Here is a 25,917-nt window from a genome sequence, read left to right on the forward strand (position 1 = left end):
CCGTGTATCTTTGAAAAAAATCAAGCGGCATCGAATCTGCCCAATTTAGGAGAGCAAAGCCTTGAAACTCTATTCCAGTCTCGGCCCAAACCCGCGTCTCGTACGCATGTTCCTCGTCGAAAAAGACATTGAGGTGGAGCGAATCCATTTTGACATTATTACAGGTGAGAACCGCAGTGACGATTACGCAAAGAAAAATGTCATGCAAACCACTCCTGCGCTGGAGCTTGATAACGGGACACTGCTGAGCGAATCTACGGTCATTTGTGAGTATCTCGAGGAGATAAAACCTGGTCCGGTTCTTATCGGGTCAACGCCGGAAGAACGCGCGGAGACACGGCGCTGGGCGCGGCGGATCGATCAGGAGATTGCCGTTCCAATGACGCTGGGCTTTCGCGGCGGCGCGGGCCGGCCGATGTTCGAACCGCGCATGAATGTTGTGAGCACCGAAGCCGCAGCGGAGCTTTCCTCCATGTCAGACAAGCACTGGATATGGTTGGACGGGCAATTGGGTAGCAAGGACCATATCTGCAACGGCAAGTTGACACTGGCAGACCTGGTGGCCTTTTGTTTCATTAAATTTGGCGGCACAGTTGGCTGGTCGTTGCCTGCAGGAACCGATAATCTGGCGCGCTTTGCGGCGATGATGGAAGAGCGGCCGTCCGCTGAAATCTGGCGTGGCGAAGAATGAGCGACACACCCGCCACTCTGGCCAAGCTCGGCTCGATCATGCAGATCAGCTATGTCCCCGACGATTATGACGCGGCGCTAGAGTATTGGACTACGAAGATGGGCGCAGGCCCATTTTTCCACACCGAGAAGGTCGCGGTGGAAAATGTCAAATATCGCGGCGAGACATCCGATATCCAGTTTTCCATGGCCATTGGTTATTGGGGCGATGTTCAGGTGGAACTGATCCGGCCAAACAATGACGCGCCATCGATGTTCAGGGACTGGCGCGAAAAAGGAATGCAAGGCGTTCAACATTTATGCCTGATCGTCAATGATCTCGCCCATGCCCGCACCTTGACCGAAGAAGCTGGCGGCGAAGTCATTCAGGAAGTCAGCCTGCCCGGCGGTGTCGGCGGCGCTTTTTACGCCGACTATGGCGGCGGCCCCGGCACGATCATCGAATATCTGCAAATCCCGCAAGCCGGGATTGATGGCTTTGCGGCGATGCGTCAGATGCATCTCGATTGGGATGGAAAAACTAACCCTGTGATTGGAAGAGATTAGATGAGCGAAGCTCCAGAACGCCAACCAGACCAAAAACCAATCAAATGTGTGCTGGTCGCAGCTGGCAAATATCATGACATTGATTTTGCCCGGCTGGAAATATTGAAGCTGCTCGCCGAAGATGACCGCATTCGCACACGCATATACGAGAATTACGAGAATCTTGAAGCGATCAAAAACGCGGACATCCTGATAAGCTATACCTGCGACCTAATGCCCAGCGAAGCCGCGCAGAACAATATTCAGGATTGGGTCAAGGGCGGCGGCCAGTATTTTGCGTTGCACGGCACCAACAGCGTGCTCAAATTTCTGGAAGACGGCCGGGTTGATGCGCCCGATGATATGCCGACATTTGTTGATACCTTGGGTAGTCGCTTTCTCTCTCACCCGCCGATCATCCCGTTCACTGTCGATAATGCGCAGCCCGACCATCCACTGGTTAATGGCATAGAAAGTTTTGAAACCGTGGACGAGCAATATCTGGTCGAAACCCGCGCAGAGCTCGATGTGCTGCTTGATACTGAATATAATGGCACGGACGATATTAGCGGCTTTGTGCACAGCGATATCGAAAAAAGCCGGCATCCGGTTTTTTATATCCGCAAAATGGGCAAAGGCGCGGTGCTGTACCTGACCATGGGCCATTGCCGGGGCCATTATGATATGGATCCGGTACTAGACTGGTGGCCGGAAGTAGACCGCTCCGGCTGGCAGCAGCCGATCATTTACGACCTGCTACGGCGCGGCATCAAATGGGTCTGCCAACCCGCCATTGCGAAATTTTAACCCCCTCAAAAAAAGCTATAAAAGGAGAAGAAAATGGATTTAGGATTAAAGGGCAAGAAAGTCATTCTTACCGGCGGGAGTCGCGGCTTGGGCCGTGCGGCGCTGGAGCATTTTGCCAAAGAAGGCGCTGATGTCGCGTTTTTCTCGCGTAATGCTGAACAAGTAGCTGCGGCCAAAAGCGAACTGGAAGCCCATGGCGGCAAGGTATTTGCGGAAGCCTTTGATATGACGGATGCTGAAGGCTACCCCAAATGGCTTGAGAAAGCGGCAGGCGAACTGGGCGGGTGTGACATATTCATCCACAACGTAAGCTCGTCGGGCGCGGGCGGAACTGGCGATTGGGACATGACATTCCACACCGATATTATGGGCGCAGTTAATGCAATGGCCGTGCTCGAGCCGCATCTGGAAAAATCCGACGATGGCAGCGTTATTTTCATGTCATCCACCGCCGCCTTTGAAACATTCGTCGCACCGCAGGCGTTCAATGCCATGAAGGCTGCGCTGATTACTTATGGAAGCCAGCTTAGCCAAGCACTTGGACCCAAAGGTATTCGCGTCAACATGGTCTCACCCGGCCCGATTAAATTCCCCGGCGGCAACTGGTCACAGATCGAAGCAGGCATGCCGGACTTTTACAATATGACCAAAGCGGGTTTTGCGCTGGGCGATTTTGGAGATGCCGATGATGTCGCACGTAGCGTAGTTTTCCTCGCCAGCCCAGCATCCAGCTATACTACCGGCGCGCATTTGGTGATTGATGGCGGCTTTACCAAGCGCGTGCAGTTCTAAACCACAAAGCGCCCTCTTCCTTTGCGGAGAGGGTGCTCTTGCCGGGTTTCAAATTCCGTTCAGATACAACAAGCGATTACCGATAATCGCGAGCGCACCAAAATAGTTGCGAACTCTTGCTTGACAAAAGCCGCAAACACTAGCAATTCGCGGCCTCTCCACACAATCTTCCATAGGTTAGGCCCGATGGCGGAGTGGTCACGCAGCGGTTTGCAAAACCGTCCACGCCGGTTCGATTCCGGCTCGGGCCTCCAGAACCTGTTCCCAATACATCCCAGAACGTCTATCAAGCATCTGTTTTTCTTGATAAAAATCTGTTATGCCGTCCCGGTCAATTCGGAGACATCTATCCCAAGCCCATTCTTTTGATGGTATATTTGATGGTATCTCCAAAGCCCCATTGGAGGTGATACCATCATGTCAACTGTAACTGGGCAGAAATCCGGTCTTACTACCGCATCGGTAAAACGCGCAAAGACGAAAAACAAACCCTATAAGTTCTGACCGGGACGGGCTGTATCTGCTTGTTCAACCGAACGACAAACGCTTCTGGCGCATAAACTACCGGTTTCATGGAAAGCAGAAAACAATGGCTTTTGGAAATCACTTATCCGGCAATCGGGCGGCGTCCCATCACCAAGATTTCTGCTCAAGAAATATTACTGGTCTTAAAGTAAGGTCGAAAAAAGTAAACGCAACGACACTGCATCCCGAATTAGCAGCGCTTGCAGTCAGGTTTTTCGTTACGCGATTGCAACCGCTCGCGCTGAACGAGATATTTGTGCTGATTTACGTGGTGCGTTGATCTCTCCAAAAGTTCAACACCGGGCAGCAATCACCACCGCGAAAGTAGCGGGCGCACTCCTGCGGTCAATCATGGAATATGATGGAAACAAGCTCACCAGTATCGCACCGCGGCTGATCCCGCATTTATTTGTTCGACCGGGCGAGCTTCGCTTTTCAGAATGGAAGGAATTCGATTTTGGCAAAGCTGTATGGACAATTCCGGACCACAAGATGAAAATGCGGCGTCCCCATGTTGTTCCGCTGTCAAAGCAAGCTCTCTCGATAATTCGGGAGCTGGAGCATGACGACAGTCTCAGAACATATCTTTTCCCGTCACTGCGCTCTATGGGACGGCCAATGTCCGATAACACATTGAACGCAGCGTTGCGCCGTTGGGGTTATGGAAAGGACGAAATGACCGCACATGGTTTTTATGCAATGGCAGCAACGCTTCTCAACGAGATGGGTATCTGGAATCCCCACGCTATCGAACGACAACTCGCACATGCTGAAAGCAATTCAGTGCGCCGTGCCTATGCTCGCGGCCAATATTGGGATGAACGCGTCAAGATGATGCAGCATTGGTCCGACTATCTCGACCAACTGCGTGACCGGGCAACCATTCTCCGGCCTCAGTTCGGACATGGCGGGTCATGATTGAATGTTGGCCTCAAAATCCATAGTTTTTAGTGCGTTTTTGCGAAACACATGCTGAAACCATCAGGCTAGATATCAGGATGAGGATGGATCTTCTGACGATAATTGCCTCCAAAAAAATCAGCCACTGTATTATATATATAATACACAAAGTGTCAATTGAGGTTGCTGCTTGACCTTTGGAATATTTAAGGTCGGCTTGGCCGTTCGTCCGATACTGGATAACTCGTAATCGAAACTGAGTTTTTACAAGTGAAGCGGAACGGACGTGTGGCATTTTGCGAGAAAATCCGAACAACTGTCTCTGATCTACTGTCCTTGATTATTTTTGTGATCAATACCGATTGCCGCAAGCGGCATCGCCTTTGTTCTAGCGTCGCATGAAAGCATTGCATCCGATAAACCGAAGGCATCGAGCGGCATCAGAGAACTCTCCCTCCAAATGCTGTTGTATCATCCATTGGAGTAGGGCAACCGATTAGGATCATAGAGACGCTTAACGTGATAACGGTCCACCCCTTGATTGATGAACCGATCAAGTTTGTACCTGATAACCCGGTAAAACAGTGAGCAAAATGATTATGTATACTCCAACAGTATATCGTAAAAAATGAAATGATGGCAGTTTTCGATCGGTTGCTCGGTGTTAGACCCTACCTTATCGAGAATTATATGGGAAAAGTGGCCCATTGAGGCTAGCGAGATGCAACCAAGTCACTTTTGGTGCGTTTGTTCGTGGATTTCGATAATTTTGAAACCACCAATTTGGGATGTTCTTTCGATCAGAACAAATTTTCATCTATCGAAATGGAGAAAGGCTAAGCACGCGCCGCAGTATGAGTAATCGATTGTTCTTTTGTGCGTTTATAATAACGTCTTGTTTCGCGAGCGCGGCAATGGCGCCAGTCTACGCGCAAGGCGCGGACTACGAATCTCAACCCACAGACCCGCGCGAACCAATTATCACAGATAATGAGTTTGATGAGACTATCCCACCTATTGACGAAGACCCCGACGCGTTGCTTGGCACCGTCCAGGATTGGAAAGATGAACAACAGCGCCTGGAAGCAGAGACGCAGGCCAAGGATGTCAAAAACGGTGTTGCGGGAATTCCTGCGGTGCAAGACGGCGATCCGATTGAGTTAATCGCTGATGCCCCGGTCGATGATCCTGAGATCGATAATCCATTGGAGCCGCTGGAAACTTTTGACGTCGAACCGTTCGACGAGAGCCGATTTACGGAGGCCGATGACAGCGAGCAAGGTGCCGGATTACGTTATTCCTATCGGATTGACGGCTTGGAAAACCTGGATGACCAGAGCGATATCCGTCCGATCAGTGCCAATGACATAAAGGGTCGTTTCGCGGAATTGTCTGCGCTGGAAGATGGCGATGGCAAAGCCACAAATGGCGCGATGGTCTCCGCCCGGATGCGCGAAGATCAACAGTTGTTGGTCGATATTTTGTCGGGGCAAGGTTATTTTGATGTCAGCGTCAATGGCAATGTAGAGCTTCCTTCTGCAGACGGCGAGCGGCTGACGGTTGTTTTGCAAGTCACGCCCGGAAAGCGCTATGGTCTTGGAACAATCATGTTTGAGGCGGAGCCAGTTGTGCCAGAAGATCTGGTCACGAAGAATTTTGTCCCCAAAATTGGTGAACCGATTGTTGCTGAACGGGTGCTGGCGGCAGAAGCCAACCTAGCTGTGGTGTTGCCCGAGCAAGGCTATCCTTTTGTCGAGATCGGTCAGCGCGATATATTGCTCGATCCGGAAACCGGGGCGGGCGACTATACACTTCCGATCGATATTGGGCCACGCAGTAGTTTTGGCGATATTGTGACGACCGGAACCACCGCTTTCGATGCGGAACATATCAATGTAATTTCACGCTTTGATAAAGGTGAACTTTATGACAGCCGCAAAGTCGATGACCTACGCAAGGCGCTGGTTGCGACCGGTCTATTCTCCATTGTCTCCGTCAAACCGACGAAGAGCGATGAAGCGGGGCCAGATGGAACCGAATATGCGACGATCAACGTCGAGCAAGAGGCTGGGCCGGCAAGAACGCTAGCGGGCAGCGCAGGCTACGGAACCGGGCAGGGTTTTCGCTTGGAAGGCAGCTGGACGCATCGCAATCTCTTCCCACCCGAAGGGGCTTTGATTGCCAGCGCCGTTGCCGGAACGCAAGAACAAGGTGCATCGCTATCCTTTCGTCGCAGTAACGCGGGCCGACGCGATCGCACGGTGGAGTTTGGCTTATCTGCCTTGCATAGCGATTTTGATGCTTATGAAGCGTTTACTGGGCGGATCGGCGGGCGGATTTCTTATGATAGTACCCCGATCTGGCAGAAGCGGTTCACCTATAGCTTTGGCTTTGAAGTGCTGGGCACTAATGAACAGGATTTCAATCTACTCACTAGAACGCGGGACCGCACAACTTATTATCTCGCTGCACTGCCCGGTCAGGTGACTTTCGACACAACCGACAGCCTGCTTGATCCGACCGAAGGGTTCCGACTGTCCACCAAGCTATCACCCGAAGCGTCTCTGGGCAGCGGCGCGCAAATTTATGGTCGTGGCCAAGTTGAGGGAACCGCCTATTATGGTGCGGGCGAGAATATCGTTCTTGCCGGACGGCTACGGGTCGGTTCGATTGCGGGCGCTAATCGCGAACGAATTGCGCCATCACGCCGGTTTTATGCGGGAGGCGGCGGCTCGGTGCGCGGTTTCGGCTATCAGGAGCTAGGGCCGAAAGTGCAGGAGCCAAATCCGAAATTCGACCCGACAGACCCGGATGAAACGGATTCCCCGACTCTGCCCCGTCCGATTGGTGGCCGCAGCCTGGTTGAGGCCGCAGCCGAAGTGCGCTACCGGTTTGGCGATTATGGCGTGGTTGGCTTTGTTGATGCCGGACAGGTCTATACCAGTTCGACGCCAGGTTTTGATAATATGCGATTTGGCGTTGGCATCGGCGGGCGGTTTTACACCAATTTTGGTCCGCTAAGGCTGGATGTCGCCACACCGATCAACCGCCAGCCTGGTGAGTCGCGAGTGTCGGTCTATATCTCTATCGGGCAGGCATTCTGATGAGCGATACGGAAACCACGGCCGATAGCGGAACGCGCAGCAGTTGGCCGCGCAAAATCTTTATGGGTTTGGGCGGTTTGCTCGCGTTGATCGTGTTGATTGTCGTAGGCGGTTATATCTGGCTGGATACAAACAGCGGCCACCGGTTTATCGAAAAGCAAGTCGAGGCGCTTGAACTTGAAAACGGTATGCAGATCGGCATCGGCAAAATCGAAGGATCAATCTATGACGAGATGCAAGTTGTCGATCTGACGATTAGCGATCCCAAAGGTGTTTTCGTTTCTTCCGAAAAAGTAGCGATGGACTGGCGTCCGTTCGCGTTCATTAGCAGCCATGTTGATATCCGTTCCCTCATCATTCCAAAAGCGAAATTGTTGCGCCTTCCCGAGTTTAAAGACGTACCGGAAACCGACGATCCGCTGCTGCCCGATCTGGATATCGACATCGGCAAGTTGGAAATTGGCGCACTGGATATCGCTGCCGCTGTTACTGGTGAGCGTCATCTCGTCACTCTGTTGGCTGATGTAAAAATTGCGGATCGGCGTGCTATCGTTAACGGCACCGGAAGTGCGAAGATTGCTCCCGGCGTTGCGGGTGGCGACAAATTTGCGTTCAAACTCAACGCTGTTCCTGATGATAATGAACTGGATATTGCGTTCAACCTCGATGCGCCTGCCAATGGCGTTGTCGCGGGACTGTCCGGGACCGGGTTGCCAATGGCGCTGGAACTGAAGGGTAAAGGCGACTGGAAAAATTGGAACGGGACGCTGAAAGGTAAAAGCGGCGCAGAGATGCTTGCTGTTGTTGCGCTGAACGCTCGCGATGGAACGTTCAAAATAGCGGGCGATGCCCGGCCCGGACTTTTCCTGTCGGGGCCAAGCCGCGATATGCTTGAGCCGGTCACCAATATCGATTTCACCGCCAGCGGCGAAGATCGTGCGTTTGATATCAAGGGTCAGATTGGCAGCGATAATTTCACGCTTGCTACTGATGGTCTGGTTGACCTTGGCAATAACAGTATGCGCGATCTCAACGTCGAATTCCGCTTGCTCAAGCCATCGGTTATTGCCGAGAACTTGAACGGCGCCGGGATTACGGGATCGCTTGTTCTCAATGGCGATTTCGCGACGCCCAATGTCAGCTACGCGCTCAATGCGGCGCGGATCGGTTTTGCTGAAACGACCGTCATCGGATTGCGTGCCAGCGGCAGTGCAGAACTGAACAAAGATCAGTGGCGTATTCCGCTGAATGCTAGGGCGCAGCGGATAGCAGGTCTTAACGCGGCGGCCGGAGAATTGCTGACCAATGTCAGGCTGGACGGCGATTTTGCATATGCCAATGCCCGGCTGCTGTCGGATAATTTGAAAATCCGCTCCGACCGGATTGATGCGACGGCCGTGGTTGTCGCTGATCTGAACGAAGGCCTCTATACTGGCGGCTTGAAAGGCAAAATCAACGGCTATCGCGTAGAAAGCGTCGGGATTTTCAACCTCGATAGCGATATCAATCTGAAAAGCGGCAATGATGGACAGTTTGCGCTGACCGGTACAATCCGCGCCCGTTCGAGCCAGATTTTCAACGATGGCGCGCGTGAATTTCTTGGCGGGAACTCGCTGATCGTTGCCAATGTTGCGTACGGCACCGACGGCATTGCAAGAGTGCGCAGTTTGAATGTCGCGGCGCCGTCTTTCCGGCTAACACAAGGCAGCGGCAGTTACACACCCTCCGGGGGGATTAATTTTGCTGCGAAGGGCATGTCCGACCAATACGGCCCGCTAGGCGTCAATGTATCGGGTACGGTGACCAATCCGGTTGCGCGTATCGCGGCGGCTAGACCGGGTCTAGGTGTTGGACTGAGCAATGTTGTGGCGACGATACGCGGCAGCCGCAAAGGCTATGCCGTGCTGGCAGACGGCAATAGCGACTACGGACCATTTGACGCCAATGTAGATATATTGGCGAGCAGTGGCCCGCTGACGATCGATATCAATCGGGGAACAAGTTTCGCCGGTGTCGGATTTGCCGGTCGCATCCGCCAAACCGGGGCGGGGCCGTTTGCCGGGCAATTGGCCGCCAATGGATCGGGGATAAACGGTAATGTTATGCTCAGCGCATTCAGCGGAAAACAACGCGCCATCATCGACGCTACTGCGCAAAATTCTGTTCTGCCCGGACCAGCGCAGTTGGCGATCCGGCGCGCTATTATTGATGCCGATATCATTCTTTATGACCAGCCGCAGGTTGTTGCCGATGTGCAATTGGCGGGGCTGCAAATGCAGGAACTCGATATCGCCGCTGCCCGCGCAAAAATCGACTATCGCGGCGGTCAGGGCACGGCAATGGTCATGGCGGAGGGCCGCAATGTCGTGCCATTCCGCTTTGCTGCCAACGCTATTCTTGACCCCAAACTTTGGCGGGTTGCGCTAGATGGCCGTGCCAACGGTGTTAATTTCAAAACGGTCAAGCCGGCGCGCATCGTTCCGGAACGCAGCAAATATACATTGCTGTCAACCACCATTGATTTGTCTCAAGGCAGCATTCAGCTGGCCGGTGATTACGGTGCTGGCCTCAATATCCAGAGCCGCCTGAAGAACGTAAATCTGGCGTTGGTTAACCCGATGATGCCCGGATTAGGGCTTGGCGGCACGGCGACTGGTAGTCTCGATTTCGCCCAAACATCAACCGATGCATTTCCGCGAGCAGATGCAAGACTGCGGATCGATAACTTCACCCGTACCAGCTTGGCTTCGGTATCGCAGCCAGTTGATCTGCATTTTGTTGGACGCTTGCTGGCAAATGGTGGCAACGGTCGCGCGATCTTCCGGCGGCGTGGCGCAGCCATCGGGAGGATGCATGTCAACCTGACGCCGCTGCCGCCCGGCGCTGGTCCGTGGACTACGCGTGTTCTGGCCGCGCCTTTATCTGGCGGGCTGCGATATAATGGCCCGGCGAGCACTTTGTTCTCACTGGCTGCGCTGCCCGATCAGGATCTGAAGGGCGCTATAGGCGTCGCGGCGGACTTCTCTGGCCGGGTGCAAACACCCGTTCTGACCGGCGTCGTACGGGCTAATAATCTGGTTTACGAGAATAATGCTTATGGCACCAGATTGACTAACATGAAAATTCGCGGCGAATTTACCAATGACCGCATGCAAGTCACCGAACTGACTGCCAACGCTGGCGAAGGCACAATTAGCGGAAATGGTTTTGTATCGCTTAGCTCCGACAAGGGTTTTCCGATCCAGCTCGCGCTTGATCTGAATAATGCACAGCTTGCCAAAGGCAGCGATCTTGCGGCATCCGCCACGGGGCAGATTCAGGTAGTGAACAACGCATCGCAACCTGCGACGATCAGTGGCCGCATCCGCCTGCCCGAAACGCGATACAAGATTGTCCGTGAAGGCTCGACCAAAGTCGCCACCTTAACCGGTGTTCGCCGGAAACCTGCACTGGCCCGCAAAAAGATCACCGGAGACGCTGATCCTATTAGTGGTGTACCGGGTAACTGGAAACTGGATATCGACCTTGTAGCCGACAACAAAATTTATGTGACCGGCATGGGGCTGGAATCTGAATGGTCCGCTGACATTAAAATACGGGGTACAACGGGTAACCCCGTGTTGACTGGCGGCATTGATCTTGTTCGGGGCAATCTGGGTTTTGCCGGACGGTCGTTCGAGCTCACCGAAGGGCGCCTGCGCTTTAATGGCGGCTCAGCCTTTAATCCGACATTGCGTCTGGTGGCCAACGGTGAAGCAGATGATGTGGCCATAAACGTCAATATTACCGGCAGCGCCGAAGATCCGCAGATAGCATTTTCCTCAACGCCAAGCCTGCCGCAAGACGAGATTATGGCGCGTATTTTGTTTGGCAACTCGGTGGGCGAATTGTCGCCTATTCAGGCGGTGCAATTGGCGACTTCCCTTAACAGCCTGCGTGGTGGCAGCGGCGGCCTCAATCCACTCGGTGTCTTGCAGTCCTCGGTGGGTATCGACCGCCTGCGGATATTGGGCGCTGACGAAGATAGCGGGCGCGGAACTTCGCTCGCGGCGGGTCAGTATATATCGAATGATGTCTATGTTGAAATTGTCACCGATGCGCGCGGCTATACGGCGACGCAGCTGGAGATTAGTTTGACCCCGGCGCTCTCTGTGCTCAGCAGCGTGGGCAGCTTTGGTGGTTCGAACGTTAATGTGCGCTACCGGAAGGATTATTGATGCGGATCGCTCTCACTGTGTTTGTCGCGATCTCTGCTCTCGGTCTGTCTGCTTGTGAAAAGAAGTTTGACGAGAAATTTGATGAAAATCTGGAACAGCTGAAAAGTGAAGCCGATGAAATCAAGGCACAAGCTGATGACCAGCTTGCCGCCGGGCGAGAGGCCGAAAAAGCAGGCAAGCAGGCCGAGCGGTCGAAGCAACCCGCTCAATGAGTGAACTGCGGCCAGAGCAAGATCCAGCTGATGTAGAAGAGCTCATCGAGGCGTTACCCGATGAGGCCATAACGCTAGGTGCGACAGCACGCACTCCATTGCATTTTCCTGCTAAAGCGTGGTGGGCGATCATCAAACGCGTTTATGTGATGAACGATTTCCACAATCTGCCGCTGCTGTCGGCGGGCGTTGCATTTTTCGGCTTTCTGGCCTTTGTTCCGCTCATCGCGGTTGTCGTTCTGCTATACGGGCTCATCGCTGACCCCACAAATGTTGGCAATGTCATTGAGAATGCCGACGGATTCTTGCCCGAAGCTGTGCTCACAATATTGCGTGACCAAATGTTAGATATCGTGACCACGAGCAAGGCGGCGCAAGGACTTGGCCTGGCCTTTGCGCTGCTTGTGTCCACTTACGGAGCGATGCGCGCTGCAACCGCGATGATAAAGGCACTTAATATCATCTACGAGGAACCGGAATCGCGCAACATACTGGTCACGACCTTCACGGCACTGAAAATCACATTGGGGATGGCGCTTGTTGCTATTGTCGGTCTGGGATCCATTTCAGTGTTCAGCTACGTCAGCATATTTTTGCAAGACTACCTGGGAAACATCACAGTCACTCTGATAAAATTCGCTACGTGGCTGACCGCTGGTTTTCTGGTCAGCGTCGCTTTTGGTTTATTCTTTCGATACGGCCCCGATCGCCGACCTGCCAAATGGCGTTGGCTGACAATCGGTTCGGCGGTATCAACATTGCTGTGGCTGCTGATCACTATCGGATTTGGCTATTATGCCTCCAACGTCAGCGATTATAACGCGACTTACGGATCACTTGCAGCAGTAGTCATTTTTCTGATGTGGTTGTTTCTATCGGCTTATGCCGTGTTGATTGGCGCAGAAATCAATGCCGAGATGGAACGCCAGACCTTTCAAGATTCCACCATCGGCAAAGATCGCCCAATCGGCGAGCGCGGCGCTTATGTGGCGGACAATTTGATGCTTGATCAAGCAAGCAAAACAATCTTGCTCAAAAAGCAGAGGCGAAAAGCAGACCGGCGAGCGCGTAAGGTTACTAGAGACTCGCTGTGAAAGGGAGTACCGCAATCTGAAGGTTCAATTTCGGTCTCAGTGTTATAATGACTGTAGATATGTAAGGACTCCTGAGATATCTTCTGTAAATTCCCGATGCAGGAATCAACGTCGAAATGGAGCGTCAGAGTTTCCAAGATTCCACCATTGGAAAAGATCAGTCCATTGGCGGTCCCTTGACCCGATGGACATTGTCGTGAATGGTGTTCGAGAGCGACAAGGGGGTCGCTTTTTTTATGGCATCAGGATCCAAAACTGTCGTTTATGCAGCGCTTGCTGGAAACAGCCTGATCGCTGTCTCAAAATTTATAGTTGCTTCCATCACTGGCAGTTCAGCAATGTTCAGCGAAGGCGTTCATTCGGTCGTCGATAGCGGAAACCAGTTGTTACTTCTATTTGGAATGAGCCGGGCGACGCGCAAGCCTGATGAGAAACATCCTTTTGGTTACGGGATGGAGTTATATTTCTATACATTCGTTGTGGCGATCCTGATTTTTGCAGTGGGTGCGGGCATTTCCATTTATGAAGGTCTACACAGCATCAGTGACCCTCAGCCGGTAAAATCGCCCGAATGGAGCTACGGCGTATTGTCACTGGCGATGGTGTTCGAAGGCGCGGCTTGGTGGGTTGCGTTCAAGGAATTTCGGCGAACCAAGGGCGACCAGTCCTGGTATGCTGCTGTTCGTAATTCCAAGGACCCAACAGTCTTTACCATTTTGTTCGAAGACAGCGCCGCCATGATGGGCCTGATGATCGCCTTTATCGGGATATTCTGTGCGCAATATTTCGACATGCCGATCCTCGATGGCATTGCGTCTATTTGCATCGGCGTTGTTCTGGCTTTTGTTGCCGTTCTGCTTGCCTTTGAGGCGAAAGGTCTACTGATTGGAGAGGCCGCTTCGCCAGCAGTCATAAAGGGCATCCATAATATTGTGTCTGAAGATCCCCGGATCTCTGGTCTTAATGAGGTGCTCACCATGCATATGGGCCCCGACGATATATTGCTCGCCGCGAGCGTGGATTTTGACGATAAGTTGACTGCTGACAAGGTCGAACAATGTATCACTGATTTTGAGACAACCATCAAAGAGCAGTTTCCACAAGTGAGACGGATTTTTATTGAAGCGCAAAGCTGGCGCCAGCATCATGCGACCGCGATTGCAGCCGGAGAAATGAGCGATCAGCCACCGCCCGATGGTAAATAGGTGATTTCAGTAGTCAAAGGAGTCTAGCAAATGGCCAGTGCAGTTAACCCAAAGCCTTCCGCCCATAAGGTTGAAGCCGAGGATGGACTGCTATTTGGTTGTGCGCTTGATGGCGAGGGTGGCGCGGGGCTGGTTGGGTGGAAAGAGATTGAAGACGGGAGCACAGGTGACGCTCCGTTGTGGATGCATCTTGATAACGTTTCAGAGCGCGCGATAACCTGGCTCAATGAAAAATCGAATATCCCCGCGTCAGTGGTCAGCGCATTATTGGCCAAGGAATCGCGTCCACGCAGCCTGCGGGTTGAAGACGGGCTGTTGGTCATATTGCGCGGAGTCAATCTCAACGAAGGGGCTGAACCCGAAGACATGGTCGCGATCCGGATGTGGGTTGAGCCCAATCGTATCATCACCGTTCGCTATGAAAAACTGCTGACCCCGCGTGATGTACTCGGCGATTTGATTGACAGTGGACATGGGCCGCACACCGCGCCGGATTTGTTTGTGTCATTGTCCGAAAAACTCTCGCTGAAAATCAATGATGTAATCATTCAGCTGGAGGATAAGCTCGGTGCGCTGGAAGAACAGGTTGAAACCGAGCAGCCGACAAAATTACGCTCCCAATTGGCGGAATCGCGGCAGGATACAGTTGCGCTGCGCCGCTATCTTTCGCCACAACGCGAGGCACTGGCAAACTTGCAATATGATGCACCGGACTGGCTGACCGCTACCCATAAAATGGGAATTCGGGAAACCGCAGACCGGACAATGCGCTATCTGGAAGACCTCGATGCGGCTCGAGATCGGGCTGTCGTGGTTCTTGACGAACTCGCCAATAAAATGGCTGAATCAATGAATCAGACGATGTACGCGCTTTCGATAGTCGCGGCCATATTTCTGCCAGTCAGCTTTTTAACTGGTCTGCTGGGGATCAACGTGGGAGGCATGCCGGGCGTGGATAGCGGGTTGGCTTTTTGGCTCGTATGCGGAATAATGTCGGTGGTTATTGTCTTGGAAATACTCATCCTAAAACGGCTGAAATGGATTTAATATATGATTGATCTTGCCATCCATGCCGCGGCTAGCCTTCCCGATGTCCAGGATATTCCTTCGCTCGGTGAAATTGGTGGCCTGTTCACGCAATGGGGCAGTTTTTTCAATGCCTTCTTCAATCTCCTCACCGCCGAACTGCAATCGAACACGATCTGGCTGCAACTAGGCGGCATCGTTGTTTCGCTCGTTCTGGCGCTTATCATCACCCGGATATTACGGGCGTCTACCGGGCAGTTTTTCTCTGCCATTGCGGAATCTTTTCGTGGCGGGCGCTATGAGGCAGTAGCGAGGAGCCTGGTTTATCCGGCGGTCGCGGGCAGCATATTGTGGCTGATCATTTCCGGTTTCGCCGGCCGGGGTATTCCGGTTGACTTTATGCGCATTGTCGGAGCTATACTGGTCGCCAACGTGATCATTCGCGCCTTTGCATTGACCAGCAAGGATATGTTCTGGCGCTGGACCATCATTACGATCACTTCGATGATGGCAATGCTCGTAGTTTTGCGGTTATTTGCGCCGCTCGTGTCGTTCATCGATAGTCTCGCCATACCGCTGGGCGAGGATCTGTCGCTGCTCGACATAGGCAAGATATTGTTGATTGCTATCGGCCTGGTCTGGGGCGCGTCGTTTCTTTCGCGGATTATCGAAGCGCGCTTGAACAAGTCCGAGCGGATGACGCCTTCGGTACGCGGGCTGTTCAGCCAGCTGATCCGGATATTGATGATTGGTGTTGCGATTTTCTTCGCTCTAAGCATGGTCGGCATCGACCTGACCGCCTTTGCCGTGTTCACTGGCGCTCTGGGCGTTGGCATTGGCTTTGGTCTCCAGTCGATTTTCTCAAACTTCGTCGCTGGCATTATCATCATTCTCGAAAAGACGCTCAAGGTTGGTGATTTTATTGATCTGGAGGGCGGCATCACCGGAGAAGTACGTGAAATCAACGTCCGCAGCACACTGATCACAACCAATGACAATATTGATATGCTGATTCCGAATTCGGAGTTTATCAACAAGCGCGTAATTAACTGGACGTTGCGCGAAGCCAAGCGGCGCATCCATGTGCCGGTCGGAGTCGCCTATGGAACGGACAAGGATCTTGTCAAAAAGGCGATATTGGAGGCGGCGGACAATGTGGAGTTCACGCTAAAAGGCTTCAAAAACCGCAAACCCGATGTCTGGTTGGTGAATTTCGGCGATAGCAGTCTCGATTTTGAACTGGTCGTTTGGCTAACCGACGAGGCGACCAAGAGACCAGCCAAGGTCCATGCGACCTATTGCTGGGAAATTGAAACAGCACTGGCGAAATATGATATCACCATCCCATTCCCGCAGCGCGATCTGCATATGATCAAGAACGCCACCGAGGACTAGGGACTATTCTCTGATTTGATCAACGCAGCAGGTCAGGAGTTAATTGCAAAACGACCGAAGTCCCTCCGCCTTCTTTGGCTCTCCATCTCAAAATCATCCTGACACATCCAGCCCGTTGGTAATGAAGCAGCGAACGACGGTGTATTTTTCGAAGCCATCACCGCCGCATAAAGCTATAGGACCGACCATGACCCACGCGTGAGCATCCTCTCCGTCGTCAGTACATTTGGCACTGACGGCTGCGCAATTTAGCGGAGCATTGGTTCCATCTGGTTGGTTGATATTAAGCGGCAAGCTTGCGATACAGCAACCCGAATAGTTGGATTAGCAGAGTTCTTGGCTGAATTCTTATCTTTGAAAAGACTTCGAAAATCATGCTTCTCTTTGGTGCACCATGCCGACAAGACTCATAAATACATGGATTACGCCGAGATAGGCCCGTTGAACATAAGGGGAGGCCCCCGGTCTTGAAATGGGTGCCAAGGTTAACCCGCTATGAAAATTCAAATGCTTCAAGCTCTGGCTTGGCCATTGCATCCTCAAATGCTTGATAATCCCAGGGCCAAGTTATCGGAACGCCGGTGCTATCAAGATACCAGCTTGTGCAGCCCGATCCGAATATGCTGTTCTTTGCAGCAGTGACGCGCTTTTTTTCGTAAGTGGCCAAAGCTTCGTCTGTCACGGTAACGGCTTTTGCGTTTTCAGTCAGCAACGGTGCGAGCAGCTGCTCGATATAATCCCACTGTTTCTCGGCAATATCGATCAGTGAAAAATTGCCAACCGGCGACGTTGGTCCGTTGAGCATAAACAGATTGGGGAAATCCGGGATCATAATCGCGTAATAGGCAACACAGCGTTCCGCCCATGCGGCTTCCAGGTCTGCTCCATTTTGCCCCTTGATTTCTATGGGCCGAAGGAAACGGTCGCTATGATATCCGGTTGCGATCGCAAGAATGTCAACCTCGTGGAGCGTGCCATCTTCCATAACGATGCCCTCCGGCACAATGCGCTCGATCTCTCCGACGATCGTTTCCACATTTGGTAGTTGCGCGGCCTGGTAATAGTCGGGCGAATAGATCAGCCGCTTGCAGGCGGCACGATAATCGGGGGTCAGCTTGGCACGCAATATAGGATCAACCACGGATTGTTCGAGATTGCTGCGGCAAAAATCCTCTATCTCCGCCATCTCCAAAGAATCCGGATTTGCGATGGCGGTGGTGAAACGGCGTACGCGGAACCAATATTCTTCGTCATAGCGAATGGCATCTATCGCGGCGCGGTCGGCGCGAAATGCTGCCTTTTCTGCTTCGCTATATTCTTGGGCGGGGATCGGCATGATCCATTGCGGCGAGCGTTGAAAATGCTTGATCTCATGTCCGGCCTTGCCCAGCGCGGTTGCCATTTGAACACCGGTTGAACCATTGCCAATAATGCCAATCCGTTTGCCCGACAGATCGACACTATTATCCCATCGCGCCGTATGCATTGCCGTGCCGGCAAAGCTATCAAGACCCGCAATGTCAGGCCAGCGCGGGTGGTGCAGGACGCCGGTAGCGCCGATAACGATATCCGCATGATGGCTCTCACCATTGGACAGTTCCATATCCCAATGGCCATCACTCCAGACCATGCGCTTGACTTCGGCGTTAAAGCTTATCAGCGGACGGATATTATAGTCAGCAACGACCTTTTTGAAATATTCCTGTATCTCTGGTCCCGAGACATTGAGCGCGCTCCACTCGGGATTGGGAGCGAATTCATAAGTGTAACAATGCGCAGGAACATCGCAGTTCAGACCGGGATAAACATTGTCCCGCCACGTCCCGCCGATCTCATCAGCCTTTTCGAATATCCGGACATTTTCATGGCCCGCCTCGCGTAGTTTAATGGCCGCCAATATTCCGGACATGCCGGCACCGATAATTGCAAAGCGTTTTGTCATCTCATTCTCTATCCCCGCTTAATAGGTTGAAACTGGCTGGAGGCCGCCGCTCCAATATCATTTCGGTCCGTTCACGCAGCGCTGGGTCGAGCGCTTCGGGTTGCGGCACAATCCAATATTCGCCGCGTTCAATGGCGTCAAAAACCAGCGGAGCAAATTCATCGGGCATCATGCCATTTTCGTCGTTCATATCCCGCAACATGGTCATAAATTCAGCGGTCGCCGCCGGGGCATGCTCATCCATAATCGCGCTTTTCACCGGACCGGGAGCGAGCAGCGAGACATGAACCTTGCTGCCTGTTGCTATGAGTTCCCCCGCCAGTGCTTCGGAAATGGCGACAACCGCAAATTTGGTCGCAGAATAGGGTGCCATGAACGGGGATGTCAAAAACCCGCCCACAGAGGATGTGTTGATAATGCGCGACGGACGATCCGCTGCAATCAGACGCGGCACAAAGGCGCGGATTACGTTGACCACACCGCCAATATTAATGTCGAGCGAGCGCTGCCAAGTCGCAGCGTCAATTTCCCAGCTCAGTCCGCTGGACAGGACGCCGGCATTGTTAAACAAAAGATCGACTTCGCCAAACCGGTCATAGGCGGCCTCGGCTAGCGATTGAACGGCGGCCTCATCGCGAACATCGGTGGGAACAGCAATGACTTCGGTTGAGAGACTATCCGCCACTTCTTTCACCGCCGGCGCATCCCAATCCGCCAGCACCAGTTTCATACCGAGCGATGCCGCATGGTGCGCCAATCCCGCTCCAATGCCGCTTGCCGCACCTGTGATTACCGCAACTGTCATGCTCCGCTCTCCTTGATTGCGTTCGCTCCATCCTCACCAAGCACGCGAGCGTCCAGACGGATTTCCTTGCGCGCCATTGCTTCCCACAGAAACGGGAAGCCAAGATCATCGGACATTTGTGCCATGCGCAAGCTTTCGGGATCGGTGATGTGTTGCCCTCCGCCTAGCACCTCGACTTGCCACGCCAACCGGCAGCGATGCTCCAGCGTGATCGCCCGCAGATGCGCCTGACTAATATCTTTGGCGACCACGAACACGCCATGGTTTTTCAGGATCGCCCATTTTTCGTTGCCAAGAGCCTCAGCTGCGGCCTCAGCCTCTGAAGCGCCATCGACCGTTCCGGCATATTCGTCATAAAAAACCGGATCGCCCTCGACCTGACCCGATGTTTGGTCATAGATTGGTGGTACGCGTCCAGAAGCTGACCACACCAACCCCCAGCGCGGATGATTGTGGATGACGACTTTCAGATCATGACGACGCTGATGCACCGCCAAATGCAGTCCGATAGCCGGGGTGACGTTCCATTCCCCTTCAATTACTGATCCATTGCCATCCAAGCGGATGATGTCGTCGGCGGTCACTTCGTCCCATGCGAGTTCCCAGGGATTGACGAGAAAGCTGCCATCCGGTTCTGCGAGGGTAACATGTCCCGCAACATGATCGTCATATCCTTCACGGTGTAGTGCCCGGCACAATAGTGCCAGTTCCTGATGCGCGGTCAATTCGGGTAGCAGCGGATAGCGGCCTGGTCTTGGAGCCAGCTTTTGGAGCATGGGGTTGCTTCGAACCGGTGCATTCATTGGCTGTTCCCCTTCGAGGCATTGGAAGCGTCAAGAAATTCGGCATATTTCTCAATTTACATATCATTTTTTAACGCGTTTAACGATTTTTATAGCATTTACGCGTTTGTTTGCGTAAAAATCAAGTCAATTAATTACGAATATGTTGAGTGGAGAGTATTTTGGATCAATCAATAGATAAAGTTGTTCGCATTGGTGGCGGTAGCGCGTTCTTTATCGACAGCGCCATGGCGGTGCCCCAACTTCTCGCTACCAATGTAGATTACATAATGTTTGATTATCTCGCCGAGGGCGCGATGGGGCTGTTTGGCCGGATGCGGCAGGAGGATGCGAAAAGCGGCTATCCTTCCGATTTTATGGATGTCCATGTCGGGCCGTTTCTGCAACAGATTGCCGAAAAAAGCGTGCGTATTATTGCCAATGCGGGCGCGGTTAATCCGGCTGGTTTGGCTAGCGATGTGCGAAGCAAGATTGACGAACTTGGATTAAAACTCAAAGTCGCCTGCATCTCAGGTGATGATTTGATGGATCGTGCGGCAGACTTAGCCGGCACACCGGACATGTTCACCGGTGCACTGCTACCTTCATCAGGATATACGAGTATCAACGCCTATCTGGGTGCAATGCCAATAGCGGCAGCATTGGCGGATGGAGCGGATATCGTAATCACCGGCCGCACGGTGGACTCCGCGCTGACACTGGGGCCGCTAATTCATGAATTTGGTTGGGCCGTCGATGACTGGGATCGGCTTGCCGCTGGTACGGTTGCAGGCCATTTGATTGAATGCAGCGGACAAGTGACAGGCGGAACCTTCACCGATTGGCGCGATGTCGAGGGATGGGAGAATATTGGTTCGCCCATTGCAGAATGCCGTGCCGATGGCAGCTGTATAATTACCAAGCCAGAGAATAGTGGCGGGCTAGTGTCCGTTGGTACGGTAGCCGAACAATTGTTGTATGAAGTGGGCGATCCGCAGACTTATTTTGTGCCTGATGTAGTTTGCGATTTCACTCAGGTTACCTTGGAGCAAGTCGGCGATGACCGGGTGCGCGTTACCGGTGCTAAAGGTTATTCGGCGACAGATAGCTTAAAGGCTTGCGCAACCTGGGATGATGGTTGGCGCGGAATTGCTTATCAGCCGATAATCGGTCCAGACGCCCGTGCCAAGGCAAAGAAGCAGGCTGCAGCAATGTTTGCGCGTGGCAGCATGATGCTGCGCGGTCGCGGAATGGCCGACTGGCTGCGGACAGAAGCTGTTATGATTGGTGGCAATGAAGAAATCCTGCTCAAGCTAATCGTCGAACATGACGATATGCTGCCCTGTCAGATGTTTGCCCGTGAACAGTTTTCTTCGATTTCTGCAATGTCGCCGGGGACGAGCGTTAGCTTCGGTATACAGATACAGCCGGTGATGCATTTGGGATCATTTCTGGTTCCGAAAACTGGTGTGATCGCGCAGATTAATGGAGAAAATTTTTTAGAGAATGTTCAGTCGGGATTTGCGCCAGCAATGATAGAGCGCCCGCCAGTGCCCAAGCTCGATACCGAAACGCTTGAGACGGTGCCGCTCGAAAAACTGGCGTTTGCAAGAAGCGGCGAAAAGGGTGAGATGATCAACATCGCGATCATCGCCCGCAAGCCTGAAAATCTTGCATCGTTGCGTAGTTCGCTAACGGAGGCTTCGCTCACGGATTGGTTTACCGATCTGGGCCGGTTTACGGTGACGACTTATGATGTGCCGGGTATCGACGCCTTTAACATCACGCTTGATGGCGCGTTGCCGGGCGGAATAAACCAAAGCCAGCGGCTTGATCCGGCGGCCAAGTCCATTGCGCAGCGGCTGATGAACTTTCCTGTTTCTGTGCCACCCCGAATACGCAGGGTTTAGCTAATCATTTGGGTTTCAATCCCGACCAAATTTCACCCTCTGCTTCAGTATCCAGATCGACCGCTCCCCGAACGCCCAGCTGCGCGCGCGCTTCTTCGAGCGGCGTATTCCAGACATCTTCCATCTTTGCCATCCAGAACGGATCAGAATTGCGGCCAATAGATATACCTTGTTCGATACATTTCAGCGCCGCACCCCAGGTCTCGGGATAATGCAGTACGGTGCGGATCAAGTAACGCGTTGTGCCCAAAATCCCCATGACGTTCATCTCACCGGCCAGCTCCTTGTTCTTGATATGCGTATCAATGGTTGCGAGGCGGAACCAGTAGGGGAGTAGTTCGCCGATATAATTGAAACCCGCGCCTGTTAGAATATGTTCGTAATCATGCGTTTGCCCGGCACGCAGCGAGTAATATTGCCATTGATTTTGCGGTTTGAAATTGGGGACGATCTGTACTTCGTAGCTGCCTTTTGTTGCAGCCTGATAGTAGATGCCGCCAACCGTTCCCGGTGCGCAATCCTTCAAGTCATCAATTGCATAATCGGAACAATAGCCTTCCGCAAGCCAGCTATCGAGAAGAGGATTATCCTTTCGCTCTTCCTTGAGCAGCGCTTCCAGCCGATCATAATCACGCATGTCGTTCAATATGTTGATTAGCTCATACATCTCGGCAGCCGGCGGGTAGTCGGATCCGTTTTTTTTCAGCGCAATTTTGGCAACCCATTCGCGCAGTCGCGGGTCATTCAGATATTTCGATGATGAGATCAAAATGGAGGAATCTGTGCCAAGCATTTGTACGCCGCGAGCGAGATAGGGGGTATCATCCATTTTTTTCTCCGATGGTTTACTGTGTGAAAACGCAACTTTGATGATTTCGCAAATCAGGGTCAATATTGAAAAATTCGGTATAATCGGGATGATCAGAAAAATTGCAGATGCTTGCCTGAATGCGGATTGTTGCGATAATCATGTTACGCACATAGGCGCTCAAGCTTGTTTTGGCTAGCATATTGCGGAATATCTATTGACAAATATTACGAGTTCTGGGACGGGATTGGTAATAAGTAAAAGAAACGCGCAATTTCGAGCATCTGGGAGGATAATTTTAATGGCAAAATATCGGGTTATGAAATCACTGCTGGCGGGCGCCGCTTTGGGGGCATTATATTCACCTGCATACGCGCAGGATCAAGGCGGCGTCAGAGATGATATCATCATTGTGACTGCCAATAAACGTGAGCAAAATCTACAAGAGACACCGATCGCGATTTCGGCTCTCTCGAGTGAAACCATTGAACTGCAGGGCATCACCCAGACGCAAGATTTAAGCGGCCTCGCTCCGAATGTTGCGGTCAATGGCGGCACAACCAATGCAACGGCATCGGTGATTACGATCCGGGGCATTCCAACAAACGCGGATGAGACGCAGGGTTTCGACTCCCCGATTGGCCTGTATCTGGACGGCGTTTATCTGGCGCGTTCGTCAGCTTCCTCGTTTGAGGTTGCCGACATCGAACGGATCGAGGTTCTTCGCGGTCCGCAAGGTACGCTCTTTGGACGGAATACTACTGGTGGTGCAGTAAACTTCATCACCAAAGCACCAAGCGAAGAAGCCAGCGCTAAAGTGAAGCTGGGCTACGGTAACTACAATCAAAAGCAAGCCCGTATCATCCTGAACAGCGGTACGATTTTTGATTCCGGACGGATCTCGCTGGGATATATGTACAAGAAGCGGAATGGCGTTGTTGATAATATTTTGCAGCCCGACAAAAGCCTCGATCCGGGCGGAAATGAAACGCACGCCGCACGCCTGGCATTCGAACTCGATATTACCGATAATTTGAAACTCACCAATATTGCTGACTGGTCGAAAATTGATGGCGTGCCTCATGCAAACCAATTGTCCGGTGTCGGTGATGGTGTGTTCCGTCCCAATGTCACAATCGGTGGAAATACATTTTCTCAGGTTCAGCCCGCAAATGTTGGTGGTTATCTGGCCAATACAGCAGCACTGGAACCACAGTGCGGCGTGCCGCTGGCTAGCGTGCAACGTGCGCGCCTCGATTCCATCTGTCTGGAAGGCGCAGGCCTGTCCACGGACATTATTCGCGGAAATATGACGCGGCTGGAGCTCGATCTTGATACCGTGACGGTTCGTTCTACCACCGCGTTCCGGGGATGGAAAAATGAAATTCGGGGCAGTGACCTTGACGGTCTTGGAACAATCGCTGGTCCGGTTTTTGCCCAGACGAGCACTTTTAATGGCCTGCCTGCTTCGATCACCGGCTTCCTTGTTCCGCCATTTAGTGGACCTATGAATCCGACCGCTCTGTTCCTGCAAGGGCAAGCTGTTCCGACCACAACCCAGCCATTGTTTCAGGCGCGAAACGATCGGGAACAAAGTCAGTTCAGCCAGGAAGTCGAAATTATCGGCGGAACCGGAACCAATTTTGAATGGGTTGTTGGTGGTTTCTATTTCAAGGAAACGGGGACGGAACTCAATCCGCAAACCTTTGCGTTCATCCTGGATACCAACCAAGCGGTGTTCAGCGACGCAAATTTCGGTCCGAATTTTGGTCCAGGATTAAGAGCCGCCAATACAGCAAACGGAACACAATTCCGCGCTGTGGTTCAGGCTTCGACCTTGGGATATAACGTCAGGGGTGAATCCTACGCGATCTACGGTCAGGGCACTTACCGACCTGGCGGTGAAGACGGAGCTCTAGGTATTACTCTTGGCCTGCGTTATTCGTGGGACAAGAAAGAGATGACAGTCACGCAAAACGGCGCGGTTCCCTTTACCACTCCGGCCGAACGGGCGCTAAACTCGAATTCGGCTAAGTTTTCAGAGCCAACGGGTCACTTTACCATCGACTACCGCGCAAATGACGATGTAAATCTCTATGCACGGGCGGCCCGAGGCTATCGCACCGGCGGTTTCAACGCCCGTCAAGCGACCAGCGTTGCCAATAATGTCGGCTTGATTCCGTTTAACGAGGAAAAAATCACCTCTTATGAACTGGGTGCAAAGACGCAGTTGATCCCCGGACTGACATTAAATGGCGCAGTTTTCTACAACATCTATGAAGATCAACAGGCGACGGTTCCCATTCCAATTGTTGGTGGCGGTAGCTTCGGGACCCAGATTGTGAACGCGGGTAAAACCAAATATCTCGGCGTTGAGGTCGAAGCCCGCTGGCAGATCACAGACGCCTTTTCGATAGATGGGTCATTTGGCTATATTGATCAAAAAACCAAGGAATTCCCTTCAACCGATGTCAACGGCGTGGTTCAAAATATCGGGTCCGCCTTTGTGGCTGGTAACTCGCCATCAACCACGGCCAACGCCGGTATAACCTACAGCGCTCCCATTGGAGACGGCGATACTCGCCTGACAGCGCGGGTGGGTGCCAGCCATGTTTCGTCGATCTTGTTTTTCGGCAATCCGCTGACATCACCATTCCAACAGGAGACCGGAGGGGGTGCGCGCACATTGGTGGATGCTCAGTTGAGACTGGATGATATTAATCTTGGTGGTGCCGAGTTCTCGCTGCAACTTTGGGGCAAGAATATTCTCGATAAAGAATATGTCTCTCGCGGTATCGACTTTGGCCAACTCGGCTTTGGTTCAGTCATTTATGGTGACCCCGCAACATACGGTTTGAGTTTGGAATTTGAATTCTGATCAGCCTCCTCGTTGATCAATGATATGGGCCGGAGAATTTCGATTCTCCGGCTCTTTTTCTGCCATAGCCATTAGACAAGCTTGGCATTGTCGTCTGCCATATTTAGGTGGCCAAACGACTGCTTTCAGCCTCCGCCTGCTGATCAACGGGGATTGCCGCCAATGCCTCGGCCCGCTCCAGTTCCTTGCGCCAACCCGCGTTGAGCATGACGCCGTTCTTTTTTCCTTCGGTCCCGCCGTTGCGTCGAGCAAATGAGAAAAGAAAAAGATTAGCTCAATACGCAAAATATTCGCCACATT

At 52.5% G+C, this 25,917-nt stretch carries 18 protein-coding genes and 1 tRNA gene; 15 read left to right on the forward strand and 4 right to left on the reverse strand.

Going from position 1 to position 25,917, the window contains the following annotated elements:
• Positions 1 to 61: 61 nt before the first annotated feature.
• The 13 genes from HF685_RS13450 to HF685_RS13510 all read left to right on the forward strand — a co-directional run bounded on the left by HF685_RS13450 (position 62) and on the right by HF685_RS13510 (position 16,492).
• Positions 62 to 691, forward strand: coding sequence for a glutathione S-transferase family protein (locus HF685_RS13450; protein ID WP_168820436.1), 630 nt, complete (start codon positions 62 to 64; stop codon positions 689 to 691).
• Entirely contained in the window at positions 688 to 1,236 is a 549-nt protein-coding gene (locus HF685_RS13455) for a VOC family protein (RefSeq protein ID WP_168820437.1), read from the forward strand. The genes HF685_RS13450 and HF685_RS13455 overlap by 4 nt, the downstream gene beginning before the upstream one ends.
• Positions 1,237 to 2,022: a ThuA domain-containing protein gene (locus HF685_RS13460; protein ID WP_168820438.1), complete on the forward strand. Its 786-nt coding sequence runs from the start codon at positions 1,237 to 1,239 to the stop codon at positions 2,020 to 2,022. It begins immediately after the preceding gene.
• A gap of 33 nt (positions 2,023 to 2,055) precedes the next feature.
• Positions 2,056 to 2,814, forward strand: coding sequence for an SDR family NAD(P)-dependent oxidoreductase (locus HF685_RS13465; protein WP_168820439.1), 759 nt, complete (start codon positions 2,056 to 2,058; stop codon positions 2,812 to 2,814).
• Positions 2,815 to 2,994: 180 nt separating this feature from the next.
• Positions 2,995 to 3,068 (forward strand) — tRNA-Cys (locus HF685_RS13470).
• A gap of 547 nt (positions 3,069 to 3,615) precedes the next feature.
• Positions 3,616 to 4,257 carry a tyrosine-type recombinase/integrase gene (locus HF685_RS16440; RefSeq protein ID WP_246218621.1) on the forward strand — a complete coding sequence of 214 codons (642 nt, stop codon included), beginning with the start codon at positions 3,616 to 3,618 and terminating at the stop codon, positions 4,255 to 4,257.
• 896 nt (positions 4,258 to 5,153) lie between these two features.
• Positions 5,154 to 7,343, forward strand: a complete 2,190-nt coding sequence (locus HF685_RS13480) for an autotransporter assembly complex protein TamA (protein ID WP_168820440.1) — start codon at positions 5,154 to 5,156, stop codon at positions 7,341 to 7,343.
• Entirely contained in the window at positions 7,343 to 11,560 is a 4,218-nt protein-coding gene (locus HF685_RS13485; RefSeq protein ID WP_168820441.1) for a translocation/assembly module TamB domain-containing protein, read from the forward strand. Before HF685_RS13480 ends, HF685_RS13485 begins: the two co-directional genes overlap by 1 nt.
• Positions 11,560 to 11,772, forward strand: coding sequence for a hypothetical protein (locus HF685_RS13490; RefSeq protein ID WP_168820442.1), 213 nt, complete (start codon positions 11,560 to 11,562; stop codon positions 11,770 to 11,772). Before HF685_RS13485 ends, HF685_RS13490 begins: the two co-directional genes overlap by 1 nt.
• The gene (locus HF685_RS13495) at positions 11,769 to 12,866 is read left to right on the forward strand and encodes a YihY/virulence factor BrkB family protein (protein ID WP_168820443.1); all 1,098 of its coding nucleotides are present in this window, start codon (positions 11,769 to 11,771) and stop codon (positions 12,864 to 12,866) included. Before HF685_RS13490 ends, HF685_RS13495 begins: the two co-directional genes overlap by 4 nt.
• A 236-nt stretch (positions 12,867 to 13,102) precedes the next feature.
• Positions 13,103 to 14,071 (forward strand): cation diffusion facilitator family transporter, encoded by a 969-nt coding sequence (locus HF685_RS13500; protein ID WP_168820444.1) that lies wholly within the window; start codon positions 13,103 to 13,105, stop codon positions 14,069 to 14,071.
• A gap of 30 nt (positions 14,072 to 14,101) precedes the next feature.
• Positions 14,102 to 15,118: a zinc transporter ZntB gene (locus HF685_RS13505; protein WP_168820445.1), complete on the forward strand. Its 1,017-nt coding sequence runs from the start codon at positions 14,102 to 14,104 to the stop codon at positions 15,116 to 15,118.
• A 3-nt stretch (positions 15,119 to 15,121) separates the two neighbouring features.
• Positions 15,122 to 16,492 (forward strand): mechanosensitive ion channel family protein, encoded by a 1,371-nt coding sequence (locus tag HF685_RS13510; RefSeq protein WP_211051197.1) that lies wholly within the window; start codon positions 15,122 to 15,124, stop codon positions 16,490 to 16,492.
• A gap of 493 nt (positions 16,493 to 16,985) precedes the next feature.
• Here HF685_RS13510 and HF685_RS13515 read toward each other — a convergent pair whose 3' ends face one another.
• The 3 genes from HF685_RS13515 to HF685_RS13525 are packed head-to-tail and all read right to left on the reverse strand — an operon-like array spanning position 16,986 to position 20,042.
• A complete protein-coding gene (locus HF685_RS13515) occupies positions 16,986 to 18,434 on the reverse strand; it encodes a flavin-containing monooxygenase (RefSeq protein ID WP_168820446.1) in 1,449 nt (482 codons plus the stop codon).
• A 1-nt stretch (position 18,435) separates the two neighbouring features.
• Entirely contained in the window at positions 18,436 to 19,239 is an 804-nt protein-coding gene (locus HF685_RS13520) for an SDR family NAD(P)-dependent oxidoreductase (protein ID WP_168820447.1), read from the reverse strand.
• The gene (locus tag HF685_RS13525; protein WP_168820448.1) at positions 19,236 to 20,042 is read right to left on the reverse strand and encodes a class II aldolase/adducin family protein; all 807 of its coding nucleotides are present in this window, start codon (positions 20,040 to 20,042) and stop codon (positions 19,236 to 19,238) included. The genes HF685_RS13520 and HF685_RS13525 overlap by 4 nt, the downstream gene beginning before the upstream one ends.
• Positions 20,043 to 20,203: 161 nt before the next feature.
• Between HF685_RS13525 and HF685_RS13530 the strand changes: the two genes are divergently transcribed.
• Positions 20,204 to 21,931 carry an acyclic terpene utilization AtuA family protein gene (locus tag HF685_RS13530; RefSeq protein WP_246218622.1) on the forward strand — a complete coding sequence of 576 codons (1,728 nt, stop codon included), beginning with the start codon at positions 20,204 to 20,206 and terminating at the stop codon, positions 21,929 to 21,931.
• Positions 21,932 to 21,935: 4 nt separating this feature from the next.
• Here HF685_RS13530 and HF685_RS13535 read toward each other — a convergent pair whose 3' ends face one another.
• A complete protein-coding gene (locus tag HF685_RS13535) occupies positions 21,936 to 22,760 on the reverse strand; it encodes a Coq4 family protein (RefSeq protein WP_168820449.1) in 825 nt (274 codons plus the stop codon).
• A gap of 280 nt (positions 22,761 to 23,040) precedes the next feature.
• On the opposite strand from HF685_RS13535, the gene HF685_RS13540 reads away from it, so the two are divergent.
• Positions 23,041 to 25,617 (forward strand): TonB-dependent receptor, encoded by a 2,577-nt coding sequence (locus HF685_RS13540; protein ID WP_168820450.1) that lies wholly within the window; start codon positions 23,041 to 23,043, stop codon positions 25,615 to 25,617.
• Positions 25,618 to 25,917: the final 300 nt, after the last annotated feature.

The organism is Parasphingorhabdus halotolerans (genome assembly GCF_012516475.1).
Lineage (GTDB): Bacteria > Pseudomonadota > Alphaproteobacteria > Sphingomonadales > Sphingomonadaceae > Parasphingorhabdus > Parasphingorhabdus halotolerans.

Bases quoted from the DNA above. Each gene is read 5' to 3' on its own strand.
- HF685_RS13480 (WP_168820440.1), top strand. From the start codon at position 5,154: ATGGCGCCAGTCTACGCGCAAGGCGCGGACTACGAATCTCAACCCACA.
- HF685_RS13515 (WP_168820446.1), bottom strand. From the start codon at position 18,434: ATGACAAAACGCTTTGCAATTATCGGTGCCGGCATGTCCGGAATATTG.
- HF685_RS13460 (WP_168820438.1), top strand. From the start codon at position 1,237: ATGAGCGAAGCTCCAGAACGCCAACCAGACCAAAAACCAATCAAATGT.
- HF685_RS13505 (WP_168820445.1), top strand. From the start codon at position 14,102: ATGGCCAGTGCAGTTAACCCAAAGCCTTCCGCCCATAAGGTTGAAGCC.
- HF685_RS13485 (WP_168820441.1), top strand. From the start codon at position 7,343: ATGAGCGATACGGAAACCACGGCCGATAGCGGAACGCGCAGCAGTTGG.
- HF685_RS13490 (WP_168820442.1), top strand. From the start codon at position 11,560: ATGCGGATCGCTCTCACTGTGTTTGTCGCGATCTCTGCTCTCGGTCTG.
- HF685_RS13465 (WP_168820439.1), top strand. From the start codon at position 2,056: ATGGATTTAGGATTAAAGGGCAAGAAAGTCATTCTTACCGGCGGGAGT.
- HF685_RS13495 (WP_168820443.1), top strand. From the start codon at position 11,769: ATGAGTGAACTGCGGCCAGAGCAAGATCCAGCTGATGTAGAAGAGCTC.
- HF685_RS13455 (WP_168820437.1), top strand. From the start codon at position 688: ATGAGCGACACACCCGCCACTCTGGCCAAGCTCGGCTCGATCATGCAG.
- HF685_RS13520 (WP_168820447.1), bottom strand. From the start codon at position 19,239: ATGACAGTTGCGGTAATCACAGGTGCGGCAAGCGGCATTGGAGCGGGA.
- HF685_RS13525 (WP_168820448.1), bottom strand. From the start codon at position 20,042: ATGAATGCACCGGTTCGAAGCAACCCCATGCTCCAAAAGCTGGCTCCA.
- HF685_RS13535 (WP_168820449.1), bottom strand. From the start codon at position 22,760: ATGGATGATACCCCCTATCTCGCTCGCGGCGTACAAATGCTTGGCACA.
- HF685_RS13510 (WP_211051197.1), top strand. From the start codon at position 15,122: ATGATTGATCTTGCCATCCATGCCGCGGCTAGCCTTCCCGATGTCCAG.
- HF685_RS13500 (WP_168820444.1), top strand. From the start codon at position 13,103: ATGGCATCAGGATCCAAAACTGTCGTTTATGCAGCGCTTGCTGGAAAC.
- HF685_RS13540 (WP_168820450.1), top strand. From the start codon at position 23,041: ATGGCAAAATATCGGGTTATGAAATCACTGCTGGCGGGCGCCGCTTTG.